Source organism: Paraniabella aurantiaca, assembly GCF_050309965.1.
GTDB lineage: Bacteria > Bacteroidota > Bacteroidia > Chitinophagales > Chitinophagaceae > Niabella.
The window spans coordinates 316,333-330,152 of record NZ_JBLOSY010000002.1 but is presented as its reverse complement, the minus strand read 5'-3'; the positions used below and the strand labels follow the sequence as shown (position 1 = coordinate 330,152).

Below are 13,820 nucleotides of genomic sequence, written 5' to 3'. Positions count from 1 at the left end.
ACTTGTACACTTTACAGGCAATAACGTTGACACACGACCCCAAAAAAGCCGTTTCAATTACTCGAAACGGCTTTAGGGTTGGCAAACGGCCGGTTACTTTACAACGGCGCGGATCACCTTACTATAAGTATATTTACCATCTTTGTCAACCTGCTTGATGCGTACAAATAAAGATTTGTCTCCTGTAACTGTTGTAGTATCTTGCTTTGAGCAGGATACAGACCCTATCAGTACTACGGCTGTCAGAGCAGACAAAACCCAGGTCCTTTTCCGGCTTTTACCTGTTGCCAATGCAATCAGTGCCAGGGAAAGAGATACACCCAACAATGCAGATGTTTGGCTGGCATCCAACGTAAACTGGTAATTTAAGGCAGTATCGGAGTTGCCATTTAAAGCCTGGCTTTTTAAAGTACCCACTGATTTAAAATGATCCCCGTCTGCAGATACTTCTATATCAAAATGGCTGTTTTCATTTTCTGATATGGTGGTCCAGTCAACCTTTAAATTTCCCTGGGTTAAGATGGCTGATAACGCATCAAAGCGAACGGGTAATACCGTCCCATCGGCAACGAAGGTTCTTACTGAGGCCCGGTTGGATACATTACCATTGGTGTCCCGTACAGTGTACCAAATAACAGCTTCACCGGTAAATCCTGCCACAGGTGTAAAGGTTATGATACCGGTTGATGGATTGAGGGTAAAACTGCCTTTGCCGGTAAGCGTAATGGTATTTGATCCTGCGGCGGCTCCGTTATCTGAAGGGTAAAGAACAACTGAAGTAATATCCAGCGGGTAGGTGCCCTGCCCGTCTTTACCCATACCGGGAGTGTTGCTGTTGATAACGTCCAGTGCTACGGGAGCGAATTCGGTCAATTCTCTTTCATCATTGTTCGCGGCCGGAGGTACTACACTGGCGCAACGGGCGCCGTCGAAAGGTTGACCATCAAGGCTGGCAAGCGCGGTTGAGAAAGAAGTAGACGTCCAGGAGCTGCCGGCAGCAGGGTTACCAATACGATACAATGTTCCATTGCTGTTTTGGCCCACATACATATTTCCGGCTGCATCCATAAAAGCGGTGCCTTTGGTTCCGGTTGCAGCCAGTGCGCCACTTACGTTGCCTTTGATGCTAAGCACATTGGTAGTAACATTAAAAGTAAACAACTGGCGGGTGCTGGTAACCCCGTAAATATTGCCATCTGATGGATGAAAAACAAAGTCGTCAATGGTTCCGGTTAAGGTTTGCCCGGCAGCGATCGTGTAATTGATGAGGCTGGCAACCGGAGTTCCTGAACTCAGATCGATGGATACAAATCGCTGGGCAGCATTATTATAAATGTAGTATATGCCGGTTGCTGAAATATCGCCAGCTGTATAACCCGGACCCAGGAGACTATTAGGATCTGATACAGATACAGCGGATCGGGCACTATTAGCGCCGATGCGGTATATTTCTCCAGCCTGGTTAATGGCATACATAAAATTATCAGACGCATTATAACCAATGGCATTGAAGGCTGTAGTACCCAGCGATCCAACCAAAGTAGGAGATGTTGCCGAAAGAGTCATAGAATATAAACTGGGACCTCCCTCCCCATTGGTTAATATGTAAGCAAGGCCATCGACACAGTTTACAGGTGTGGGGGTTTGAGCATTGGACTGGTAGCCGCATAGTAATGTTACCAGAGCCAGAATTTTAATACGCATTTGAAAGGTATTTATGTTTAGAATTTGTTTAAGTGCCTGTTTTATTCGCAGATTTTACCGGTATTCATGTACGACAGGGAAGTGTACCGTTACATCAGATATATGAGCATTTGAGTTGGCGGAGCGAAAGTATAAATCGATGGTATTTGAAAAAAGCAGTTGTATGGCCGTATTCGGGAAAACAGATAGTATAAATCTTAATTTAAAAAAATGGAATGCAGCAATTAAAGTATTAGTAACCTTGTTTTGTAAGGAGTAGGCGTTTTTCTACCCATACCAGTTTGTCAAATTCCGGAAAATGGACAGACAACTAATTGGACTTTAATGATTTGATTAGAGTTCACCCCGACAAAGTTCATACATTTACGATCTAAACATGTTCACTGACAACGATCGCGTTGTTATTCTACCTCGTCTTATGAAAAAAATTTCATACTTTATAATTATCACTGTTTACAGTATTTTTTCAATTCAAGCTGCCGCTCAGGACCCTGAGGCTTATAATAAATTATACACAAAAGTGTACCTGGAGATCTCTCCCAAAGACATGCCACTCGCCTTGCAAATAGCCGATTCACTTTTTTCCATTTCGAAAACACCCCTGTTTCAAACTAAAAGCCTGATGCTTTCTGCATCGTTGTACCAGCAACAGCAAAGCCTTACAAAGGCTGCTGAACTCGCAGAAGAGGCTTATAAGATCATCAGTAAGACATCCGACTATAACTGGATGGTAAGGGTCAGTGGATTTTTGGCTACCCAATACAGGATGCTGCAACTCTATGGTAAATCCAAAATGTATTGCGACCGCGCACTTGCCCTCGTGTCCAAAATCAACAATCCCGAAATGGTGAAGAGTACCATGGGCCTCATTCACCAGGAGCTGGCCTACAATGATATCGCTGCGAAGGACTATCACTCTTCCATTCAACATATCAGGGAGTCGCAAAAGAACTTTGACCGTATTTCCCAGAATAAGGATTACCTGACCGCTGATAATGAACAGCTGTTAGGTCTTAGTTATTTTCATCTGGCAGATTATAAGCGCGCACTGTATCATTACCAAAATAGTCTGAATTTAATGAGCAAGATGCCGGATAATATCGTCAAAGGCCTTTGCTATAACGGCATAGCGGCGGTACATATTCAAAGGGAAGAGCTTTCCCAGGCAAAGCATTACCTGGACAGTGCCGTAAAAATTGCAGGTGACTCCCGGCACCTGCCTTTAAAAAGTGAAATTTATAAAACCTCACAGCAATATTATTTAAAAGTGAAGGATCTTGCCGGCTTCGAAAAAGTCAGGCAAAAGCAGGATTCAGTAAGAGATGAAATGAGCTCGAGTCGTGCTCAATTCCTGGACAGCGCACTTATACGAATGGAAAACAAGAACCAGGAGGCGCAGCGTATTATTAAAGCCAGGAACATTCCCATAGCAATAGCAACGATATTTATTATAGTAAGCATAAGTTGTTTTTTCTTTTACCGGCGACGTCAAAAACGAAGATTTGCGCAGTTCATGGCTGATTTTGAAATAAGAAGGAAAATACCCAGTTCCGGTTCACTAATAACAGGCTCGACGAACACTACGCCTGAGCCGGCTACAGAAGTTCTTATTTCTGACGATTCCCAAAATCATAAAGCAGAGCAGGAGCAGTCGGCTACAAAGAAGCAGGGAAACCAGCAGGTCATACCCGAAGAAACCTTACAAAGAATACTGGCAAGTCTGGATTTGTTCGAGGAAGAACACCTTTTTACATCTGCCAATGTTTCGTTGTCCTTCCTTTCAACACATCTGAATACCAATTCAAAATATCTATCCTATATTCTCAAACAGTATAAGCAAAAAGATTTTACCCGATACATCAACGATTTACGCATTAACTATATACTTAAAAATCTAAAGGAAGATCCCGAATGGAGAAAGTATAAGATCAGTATTCTGGCTGAAAAAGCTGGGTTTTCTTCTCACAGTAAGTTTACTAATATCTTCAAAGCTTACACGGGTTTGTCTCCGTCTACATTTATACAATACCTTTCGGGTGAAGAAACTGCAGGCATTACAGCTGGTAACTTATTATAGAATATTTCGAATCCAGCCGTATCTTATTTACGCTGAATAATTTTTTCTTGTCTGTTGGGGAAGTGCAATTCCAGCATTTTTGAGTTCGCTGAGATTCCCTATCCATCAATTACCCGGAACAGATGAATATTTATATCTAAAAAATAAGTTTATATAAAAAATTATATAATATTGGTTATTAAAGATATAATATAATTTACATTAAATTTTAAGTGACTAATTTTTAACTCTTGCTATCCTTTTATGCTCATTGAAGACTTCCCATAATATTTTCTTTAAATATTCCGGGTCGGTAAACATCAGTGCGTGACCTTTGTTCTCCATGACATATAATTTTGAGTTGGATATTTTTTCTTTTAAAAATTCAGCGTTAGAAAAATATACGAGGCGATCCTGATCTCCATGTACAATTGAGGTAGGTGATATAATGGAATCCCAATTTTTGAGCAGGGCGAGTTCTCTGGCATGTGAAAATTTTTCTTCAGAAGACATTCTGAAAATGGCAGGGAACAGGTACTTTATAACGGGTGCTACCATTAGGTGACTAATACCATAGGTTTTTTCGGCCGTCGGCTTTACTGATGCTGAGAGTAGTATCAGATGTGCTACTCTTTCGGGGCGCTGCATGGCAACTTGTGCTGCTACCGGGCCACCGTAAGAAGTGCCTAAGAGCGTTGTAGCCGATAGCTCCAGTGAGTCCATGACCGCCTCCACTATTTCGGCTTGCTTTGCAATACTGGTTTCAACCTTTCCAAAGTTTGAATAACCATATCCTGGTCTGTCCACTGCGATCATTCTAAAAGTTTCCATAAAAGCAGTGTCAGAGTACAGCGGCATCCAGGAAGACAGAGAAGAAGGAGAGCCATGAATCAACAAAAGATTATCCCCGTTGGGATTACCGGTAATCAAACACCGGATCTTTTGTTTTCCTACCTGGAAATATTTCACTTCCGTTGGATAGCCCAGCTTCAGATTGGTGGAAATATGGAATTCGTCGCTCTTGCGTAGTTTTAATGATTTGCAGGAGGAAAATATTATTGACAAAAAACATGCAGTTAAAACCAGTTTCGTAAGCGGGAGATCAATTGAAAAGGAATGAACCATTATTTTCCGTTGCATATTTACCGGTTGTCATTAAAGTTTGTACAAAACACTCACTTTTTTTCCAAAAAATGATAATTGTTGCTACATACTTTGTTGTATTGACTTAAAGATACTGGTTCCAGAGGTTTAAGATTAATACCTATATTTTTAAAGAGCATGTGCAAACCCGAACTACCAACTATAGTAATCCTGTAATAGCATGAATTAGTTCCGCTCCCATGGCTCGAACACACGAATTGGGTTTGAAGATTATGATAGACTTTACTTTTCTGTGTTTTTTGACGTATTCATCATTACATTCAGCTTTTTAATACATCTTTGATTGCTTCGGTTCGTTTAAACATGGCTGCTGCAAAAGGGCATAGGGGGATTATCTTAATATTTTTATCCCTGGCCATATCAACAATCTTATACAGCATTTGCTGACCAACTCCTTTACCATTGAAACCGGGCTCCACTTCGGTATGATCGATAATGATCAACTCCTCCCCGGCAATGGAATAAGTCATCGTTCCTGCTCTCTTCCCATTCTCTCTTGCCATTGCATAGCCTTTACCTTCCAGCTCTTTTACAATTATTTCCATAATGATAATCTACATTTTTTTTGAGTCAGCCTATTTATATAAAAAATGATACACATTCATATTTCAAGACATTTCCTGCCTGATATATTAATTATTACAAAGCCTGTTTAATGAATGGGATAACCCTGGCTCCAATAAGTTCGATGGACTGCAGCAGTTGCTGATGCGAGAGCCCGGCATTGTCCATCTGGAAGGCAAACCGTTCGATGCCACCAAGTGCTTTGCTATGCCTTAATATCTTTTCGGCCACCTCTTCAGGCCCGCCCACCACAAGGGAGCCCTTCGGAGCAGTTAAATAATTGAATTGCGCCCGTGTAACAGGCGGCCAGCCCCGCTCCTTGCCTAATTTAGTCCATAGTTCTGCATAGCCCGGAAAATAATCGGCTATGGCCTGCTCGCCTGAAACGGCCACATAACCAGGCGAATGCAAACCCACTTTTAGCTGCTCAGGCGTAAAACCGGCTTTATAGCCCGCCTCCCGGTACAGGTCGACAAGGGGACGAAACCGTTCCGTTTCTCCTCCGATAACGGCTACCATCAACGGCAAGCCTAAAGATCCCGCTCTTATAAATGACTCCGGTGTACCGCCCACACCCAGCCATACGGGCAATTTTTCCTGTAAGGCTCTTGGGTAAACAGGCTGGTTGGATATCGGAGGGCGGAACCTGCCTGCCCATGTCGTGAATTCATTATCTCGCACCTGGAGTAATAAATGTAGTTTTTCTGTAAAAAGGGCATCATAGTCTTTAAGATCAAAGCCAAAAAGCGGGTAGGCTTCTACCGATGAGCCCCTGCCTACTACCAGTTCGGCTCTTCCCCTTGAAATCAGATCAAGCGTAGCAAAACTCTGGTATACCCTTACCGGATCGTCTGTACTTAAAACTTTTACAGCGCTGCTAAGTCGAATCTGCCGGGTACGGGCGGCGGCGGCTGCAAGGATAACATCCGGCGCAGAATCGAGAAATTCCTTTTTATGGTGCTCGCCAATGCCGAAAAAGCCAAGTCCCGATTCGTCTGCCGCAACGATCCTGTGCAGCAATTGCTCCATAGCATCTGCAGCATTCAGCATATCGTTGCCATACATTGCCGAGGCAAAACTGTCTATTCCTATTTCCATTACTATTGCTGGTTTAATGATTAGATTATGAAAGCGTATTCGGCGGCGGCTCACCTCCATGCTTGTATTTATCTTCGGGCAGCGGGATAAACTCATGATTATCGTTAGGAGGAAGTATAATGCGTCCTTGCTTCCAGTCTTCCTTTGCCTGCTCAATACGCTCTTTACGGCTCGACACAAAATTCCACCAGATATGCCGTTTGCCCAGGTGCTCCCCGCCCAACATCATCAGGGTCGAATCCTCTTTGGCAAAGAGTACCGGATCAACGCCTGTTGAAAAAACAAGTAATTGCCCCCTGGTATAAGTAACTCCGTTTACTTCAACAGTTCCTCTCACCACATACACCCCTCTTTCGGAGTGCCCGGTGGGAAGTCCGAAACGTGTGTTTTTATCTAGTTCCACATGAACATAAAATAACGGGGAGGAGGTTTGTACTTTACTATTCAACCCGTAGGCATTCCCTGCAATAAGGCGCATCCATATACCCTTATCAGTAAATACAGGTAATTCCTCAGCCTTATAATTCATAAAGGAAGGATTGGCTTCCTCATCTTTTTCCGGAAGCGCCACCCATGTCTGCATCAGTTCAAGCGATCCGCCAGCCAGCATGGCCGGATCTTCAAAGCGTTCGCTATGGGATATACCTTTGCCGGCAGTCATCCAGTTCACTTCGCCAGGCTTTATAACCTGTTCAATACCGAGACCATCCCGATGGGTAACATTGCCGCTCAACAGATAGCTTACCGTTGAAAGGCCAATATGCGGATGCGGCAGAACGTCCAGGTCGGGCATATCCGCTCCCCCAATATTTACCGGTCCGGCATGATCCATAAAAATAAAAGGACCCACCATTCTCCGTAGCTGGTACGGCAATATGCGCCTTACGGCAAATCCCGGAACCAGATGAGCCTCGCGGGCCTGTATAACAATATCAAGCATGAGTAAAATCTATTTAGTTTCTTTTAATATTGTTTAGGTATGTCCATCCTGATCAGGGCCTGGGATCCACTACGCCTGCCTTCGTTCCTTGCGCATTTACGTTTCCAGGTAAACCAGGATCATACATTTGAATGTCAAAATTTGAAAATTAACAACAAAATTCTATAGCCAAAAGAGGCATAAGCATATCCAATTTACGCTTTCCTTTTCATTTTTGCTCATCATTGCATAACGCTTTTGTCATCACTGCTAATAGCCAGGCATATACAGTAAATCCAGGTGTGCATTCAATTCAGAAATAAACACGAGGCATCTCTTTCTAAAGGGCTCAAATTATGGTAAGGCAAAGCATCTTGCAAAGACCTTTTGTGGCCTTGTTACGCAATGTACACACCTGCCAGGCTTATTTAGGGTTTAGCTTAACAATTTGTCGTTATGCCCGCTACTTTATTGTTGACCGGAACTGTGATGGGGACATCCCGGTTTGCTTTTTAAAGAACTTTGAAAAAATAAACTGATTGCTGAAATTCAGTTGATCAGCTATGTTTGCAACAGTTAAAGCGGGAAAAACCGAGAAGTATTTTAGCATCGGGGTACAGCATGTATCGGGAATGGCAGTTCATCGGTTCTGGTTACATGAAATTGATTATCCAACCTTCCCCTGCCCGGGTATGTATCGATTAAACGGATGTATAGTACAGGCAAGGTCATACACGGGATTTAATCCCAAAATGGGAAAATAGTATTAAACCCCTGCCTGCTGAAAATGAAAAGGCGCATGCTCAGCCTGTGTTGCTAAATCATCGGGCCTCACATGCGCCAACAAACCATGTTGTAAATGATATACGTAATTAATTTAAAAATGGTTGTGGTTTTTACTGATTTATCAGCATTCCTGCCAACATTGACTACAGCATTCCTGCTACCTGAATATGATTACCGCAGGTGTCGTTAAAAACTGCAATCAACCAATTTAGCCGTATTGGGACAACAATTCTTATTATCCTGTTATTTCACTTAAATAATAGGTCATATATTACGGTCATCGATTAAACTATCACTGTTATAGAAGATACATCACCAACCAAACACAAAGGAAATAGTATAATTTAAAGTCTATAAACTTCACCATTACCGGGTATAGTATTCTACAGCCGGCAAATTTTACCACATCCTGTTGTAAGAGCGGCTCTGCTTATCATTGCAGGTTTAGGACTATACAATACCATCCCATTGACTCTTAAATTTTTGAGAACACTGATCTATTTCCGACTGCCGGTGGCATGTTTTTAAGACTACTCAGACAACAAGAGAGACCCGCCCTCAGGAATCGTTATAAAAACACGATCTTATGAAAAATGAGCATTTCCAAAAGTCAAACCGGCATAGCCGGGGTGTTATATAAATAGCAACAGACGGGTTCCGCATTTTTAAAAGCTCATCGAACCTGCCGGTAACATTTTCATGCGTATTATTGCTAAATATATATCAGTACGATGAAAAGAAAAGTAGGGATCATAGGATGTGGTTGGTTAGGTTATAGAATTGCGAAATATTTGAATAATAGCTTTGAGATACATACAACGGTAACTACAGAAAGTAAAATACAGCTTTTAAGCGATGAAGGCTTACATCCCGAAATCATCAACTTTGACAAGCCACCTGAGGAAGCTGATAGAAGCCCCTGGCAAAAGCTATCGTCCATTGATCATATTATTATTACAGTACCTCTTTTTTCAAAAAGAGTAAGTCAGGATGTGTTAGACATAAGAATACGGAACTTATCTGCCTTCCTGGCGCGGTATCAGGGAGCGCTTACTCTAATGAGCTCAATCGGGGTTTACAAAGAAGCGGCAGGTAAAGTTACCGAAGAGCTGTTACCTTCCGAAAGCTGTAGTGGTGAAAAAGAAATCAGGCAGTTATTTAAACAGGTCAATATCCTCAGGCTTGGAGGTTTGATGGGCGATGACAGGTTGTTATCAAAATATAAAGTTTCGGACATGGATGCTGCGGTAAACCATATACATTTTTATGATATATGCCGGATCGTTCACTCACTTATTACACAATCGGTAACGGCTACGGTTTACAATGTAGTAGCACCATTACACCCATCAAAAAGACAAGTCATTGAATCGCAAACGGGGGTTAGTTCCGGCCCATCGTCAGCAGCCGCAACCGGTAGAGTAATTGTATCTCAAAAAATGGTGAAGGAGCTGGGCTATCAATTTATGTATCCCGATCCCAGGCAATTTCATATACCCAACCATCCTGACACAAGATGAATAAAAGGTTTTGACATGTACGACTTCTCTGAACTTCGTTTGGGGATATTTTTATAGAATCAGGTATTACCCTATCGATTAATTCACCACATAGTGACAAATGTAAAAACTACAATAATTTAATTGAGCGTATTTTTCCACATCGGTGATTTGTATATTAGCAATCTGTATATTTGGGCCTTAGTCTAAGGAATCTCTTACTACGTGAAAAGCCCTCATGAACTGAGAAAAACCCGCGACTATGAACAAGATAGCCCTTAAACAAGCTGTAGCCCGATCAACCAACAGCAAAGTTTGAGCTCTTTCATAAACTATCAGAATTCTTAAACGAAAAGCCCTTAAATCAATTATGAATTTTAAAAGCCAAACAGTAACATAGCGGAAAGTGATTACCTGGTAATTGCATATTGAGCTTAGTAATTATAGCCAGAGTAAATTATCCGGTCAGGTTGATGTTGCCTGCATAATAAAGCATAAGTCGCTAAGCCCGATTTATAAGTCCTTTATTACCTTATGCGTTTGCAGGCGTAAACGTAAACCAGTTTTCATATCAAGCCTGATCTGTAGTAGTGACTACAGCTATTCATGGTATGCCCTGGCAAGATGTCAATGCATGTATGAACTGGGTATTGCAGCTGTTTTCAAGCCCCGGCAGCTGTAACCAGGAGCTGTATTGCTCTGCCCTACAGGACGACGGAGATCGTGTTTGTTAAAAGCAAGGTCTCTGTTCATTACATCAGACAGGCCTGATATGAATTTTATTGGAGGCGCAGTGTGTATATCTACTCCCTATTCACCTGTCGCATTAAGTTCACCATTTTCTCCTTTTGTAAATGCGATGATATGCCTGTTAGCGTTAGCATATGATAATAGTCTTATCAGGATGAGATATGTGGATAGACAGCGCCATGTTCTATCCAAAGCAGGTCCAATACTCAGGCGATGAGATTACCTTGTATAAACCTTCCATCCAAAGAGTCTAAAAGAGTCTAAAATAGTTTAGTTAGGTTTAGTTTTGCCTGGCGTTTTTACGTCAGGCTTTTTTTGATCGGGCATCCTTGAATGAGAACACAACAGGACAAAAATCGCAGCAGGGAACAGCGCAAGCTCCGAATAAGATTGTAATTGATCATAGCCGGCAGACCAAGCCATACATTACCATCAATTCATCCCAGGCTAGTCTTCGCTGCTTATCTCGCTTTTAAGAAGCCGGAAATCATGCATTACACCACCTTTTCCCCAACGTTCCAATAAGGGTTGTTCTAACCTTTGCTCACGGTATTCATCAGGACTCATAATGGGTATTCCGGAAACAATAGGATAAACTCTCCTGCAGTTATTACAGCATAATATGCCTTCAACAACATTGTCCGCTATGTCCCTTGTAATGATTGTTAACTCCAGTTCAGCTTTATCAAATGAGCAACAAAGTTTTTCAATAGTACTTATTTTCATTTTTTTATTTCTTCTATACGTTTTTGATATCTTTTTAGCTCAGCCAGGGGATTTGCAGCACTCATTATTCCTGATACTACTGCAATACCCGAGTAATTGAGCGCACTTAGGGAAGGCAGGTTTTCGGGATTGATTCCACCGGCTAAAAATATAGGTATATCCGTTATTTCTATTGCCTTCCTGACGGTGTCAAAACTCACCAGCTCACAACTATTTGCAGTTGATGAGGGGAACATGGAACAAAAGGAAATGTAGTCTAACCTGTTTTCATCAGCCCATTTAACGGCAGACAGATCATTATTACAGGTAATACCAGCAATCACTTCGCGACCTATTTGTTGTTTCAATTGAACGATGTCGCCAGGAGCCTTATCAAAATGAACGCCATCTAAGTTCATTGTTTTTAATAGTTCCCATTGGTTGTTTATCAGCACCGGAATGTTTTGAAGATGGCATAAACGCAGTACCTGTTCAATAAGTGCTGGCTGGTTGGTGTCAGGCGAAAAATTATCCCATATCTGAACCGCTGCAATCTTTTCTCTTACGATCTCTTTCAGGGTGCTTAATAGCACATCCTGGTCCATGGAAGGATCTATAATAAGATAAACGCCACCCTGTATTTTCCTTTTCATTTCCAGCCTTTTTTTAATGCCTTATAAAACGCAGTCCAATAAGGATCTGTTTTCATGTAATCCAGTTCCTTTCTTTTATCACCGTCAACCAGGATCATACCGCTTCGTTTTTCACACAATTCACCAACGGCGACACAGGGAATATGTTGGCCGGCCAACCTTGTAATAATATCAGCCGAGGCTTCTTTTTTACAGCTGATGATCATGGCGCCGGCGCCTATGCAATATCGTGGGTCCAGATCGAAAACGTTACAGATCTGTGCAGGAGCTTCAGCTACAGGTAACCTGTCATTATATACAACCGCACCATTTCCGGATGCAGCGCATAGTTCGTAGATAGCACCCAGCACGCCACCTTCCGTTACATCATGCATGGCAGTAACACCAGCCTTATCACCGTTTAGCTGCACCGCCGTTAAAGCATCGGGTAGCGATGATGTAAGGTAGAATGATTCGCATGCCTGTTGATATACTTCCACCCCCACCCTGTTCTTAACTGTTTCGGGGTAGCTCATTGCCAGTATAGCCGCAGACGACAGCGCACAGGTTTTGGTAACCAACAGGATGTTCCCTGGTTCCGCCAGTCGCGATACCAGTAACCTATCTTTAGGCAGCACCGCTGCCAAAGTTCCACCTCCGGCAATGGAAGAATGCTGCCCTTCAATAAAACCTGTATGTCCGCCGGTAATAGCAACCCCTATTTCCTTGCAAAACTGATGAATATAATCCCAATAGGTTTTAAAGTCCTTCTTTGACAAAGAAGGAGGAAGATTTAACACAAACTGACCGTACATGGGCGCATACCCTGTTGTAGCCATATCATTAGCCATTAAATGAACAGACATCCAGGCAGACTCCTGCAAACCAAGTGAAGGTATTAATGATAACGGATCGCTGGTAAGCGCCAAAGCCATCCCCCCGGGCAAATCAATAACAGAAACGTCCACACCGAATCGCGGGCCGGTGAGCACTTCATCACGCTGCCGGCCACATTTGTTATGAATAAATTCTTCGAATAAATGATGGTCTATCTTACCCGGCGGCTCACTCATTAGTTAACATCTTTAAACTGCACATACAATCCAAAAAAATCGCCCAACGGAAGTCCCCATTGTTGTACAGGAAACCAGGCGGGAAGCCCCGTACAGGTCCATCGTATGGTATATTCCCGCCCTTCCAGGGCTTTATGAATAATACTGGTTAATTGTTTTGGCGTATAAAAAGTAGCAGTTATATAGAACGGATTTTTGCCAAACAACTGTTGCACCCTTCGTCTTGCCACTTTGGGGGAGTTACGATTCATCATGCCCATTGCTATGCCATACCGGCCCACTCTTGCCGCTTCTCTGATAACTTTTACAGGATCTTTATAATATTCAAATGTGGTAATAAATGCCAGTGCATCAAAACTATGATCCTTAAACGGCATGTAATGAGAGTCGGCCATCACCAGGTCGCCCTGAAAAAGATGTTTTGCCTGTGAGAGCATAAGCGGTGAGATATCTCCTCCGGTAGCTTCGATCCCTATTTGTTGCCACCACCTGGTAAAACGCGCTGTTCCGCATCCAAATTCCAGTAATGATTTTACACGCCGGTCAGCGCCCACCAACTGTTCCATCACTTTTTTCTGCCACACTTCAGCAAGTTTATATCGTCCTTCATACCATTGCTCATAAGTATCTGTATGTTCACGATTGAAAAACCACTCGGGTCTCCCCTGCCAGTTTTGTTGCTCCTGTGGTATTAAGTCTGTGGAAAATTTTTCTATATCCATTTCTTTTATTTTAGACCATCACCTGATAGAAATCAAACGATGGAGCTTGAAACAGATATTTCAACTTGCATCCCTACGTTGGCATTATCCAAATCAGGTAACGGGTATGATCTCAGCCATTCAAAGGCACCCCGTGCTATGTCTTGGC

Annotated in this window: 12 protein-coding genes and 1 riboswitch; of the genes, 2 read left to right on the top strand and 10 right to left on the bottom strand. The window is 42.5% G+C overall.

The genetic code is table 11. From position 1 onward, the window contains the following. Window positions 1-93: 93 nt before the first annotated feature. On the bottom strand, window positions 94-1,704 hold the full coding sequence (locus tag ACLOAU_RS16045) for a DUF6923 family protein (RefSeq protein WP_427862913.1): 1,611 nt from the start codon (window positions 1,702-1,704) through the stop codon (window positions 94-96). A gap of 418 nt (window positions 1,705-2,122) precedes the next feature. On the opposite strand from ACLOAU_RS16045, the gene ACLOAU_RS16040 reads away from it, so the two are divergent. Further along, entirely contained in the window at window positions 2,123-3,781 is a 1,659-nt protein-coding gene (locus tag ACLOAU_RS16040; protein WP_427862912.1) for a helix-turn-helix domain-containing protein, read from the top strand. Window positions 3,782-3,997: 216 nt separating this feature from the next. On the opposite strand, the gene ACLOAU_RS16035 is transcribed toward ACLOAU_RS16040, so the two are convergent. From ACLOAU_RS16035 to ACLOAU_RS16015, 5 genes are all read right to left on the bottom strand, one after another. After that, entirely contained in the window at window positions 3,998-4,825 is an 828-nt protein-coding gene (locus tag ACLOAU_RS16035; protein ID WP_427862911.1) for an alpha/beta fold hydrolase, read from the bottom strand. 359 nt (window positions 4,826-5,184) lie between these two features. Then, entirely contained in the window at window positions 5,185-5,469 is a 285-nt protein-coding gene (locus ACLOAU_RS16030; RefSeq protein ID WP_427862910.1) for a GNAT family N-acetyltransferase, read from the bottom strand. 94 nt (window positions 5,470-5,563) lie between these two features. Further along, complete coding sequence (locus ACLOAU_RS16025; RefSeq protein ID WP_427862909.1) at window positions 5,564-6,586, bottom strand: LLM class flavin-dependent oxidoreductase; 1,023 nt, start codon at window positions 6,584-6,586, stop codon at window positions 5,564-5,566. Window positions 6,587-6,611: 25 nt separating this feature from the next. After that, the gene (locus ACLOAU_RS16020; protein WP_427862908.1) at window positions 6,612-7,526 is read right to left on the bottom strand and encodes a pirin family protein; all 915 of its coding nucleotides are present in this window, start codon (window positions 7,524-7,526) and stop codon (window positions 6,612-6,614) included. Window positions 7,527-7,968: 442 nt separating this feature from the next. Beyond that, entirely contained in the window at window positions 7,969-8,115 is a 147-nt protein-coding gene (locus ACLOAU_RS16015) for a helix-turn-helix domain-containing protein (protein ID WP_427862907.1), read from the bottom strand. Window positions 8,116-9,022: 907 nt separating this feature from the next. On the opposite strand from ACLOAU_RS16015, the gene ACLOAU_RS16010 reads away from it, so the two are divergent. After that, a complete protein-coding gene (locus ACLOAU_RS16010; protein ID WP_427862906.1) occupies window positions 9,023-9,811 on the top strand; it encodes a Rossmann-fold NAD(P)-binding domain-containing protein in 789 nt (262 codons plus the stop codon). Between the two features lie 1,176 nt (window positions 9,812-10,987). Here ACLOAU_RS16010 and ACLOAU_RS16005 read toward each other — a convergent pair. From ACLOAU_RS16005 to ACLOAU_RS15990, 4 genes are read right to left on the bottom strand one after another with little or no spacing between them, the layout of a single operon-like run. Further along, on the bottom strand, window positions 10,988-11,266 hold the full coding sequence (locus ACLOAU_RS16005; RefSeq protein ID WP_427862905.1) for a Trm112 family protein: 279 nt from the start codon (window positions 11,264-11,266) through the stop codon (window positions 10,988-10,990). Next, a complete protein-coding gene (locus ACLOAU_RS16000) occupies window positions 11,263-11,898 on the bottom strand; it encodes a thiamine phosphate synthase (RefSeq protein WP_427862904.1) in 636 nt (211 codons plus the stop codon). Before ACLOAU_RS16000 ends, ACLOAU_RS16005 begins: the two co-directional genes overlap by 4 nt. Continuing rightward, window positions 11,895-12,950 (bottom strand): AIR synthase family protein, encoded by a 1,056-nt coding sequence (locus ACLOAU_RS15995; RefSeq protein ID WP_427862903.1) that lies wholly within the window; start codon window positions 12,948-12,950, stop codon window positions 11,895-11,897. The genes ACLOAU_RS16000 and ACLOAU_RS15995 overlap by 4 nt, the downstream gene beginning before the upstream one ends. Beyond that, window positions 12,950-13,672, bottom strand: coding sequence for a class I SAM-dependent methyltransferase (locus tag ACLOAU_RS15990; protein ID WP_427862902.1), 723 nt, complete (start codon window positions 13,670-13,672; stop codon window positions 12,950-12,952). The genes ACLOAU_RS15995 and ACLOAU_RS15990 overlap by 1 nt, the downstream gene beginning before the upstream one ends. Window positions 13,673-13,725: 53 nt before the next feature. Next, window positions 13,726-13,816: riboswitch (TPP riboswitch) on the bottom strand. Window positions 13,817-13,820: the final 4 nt, after the last annotated feature.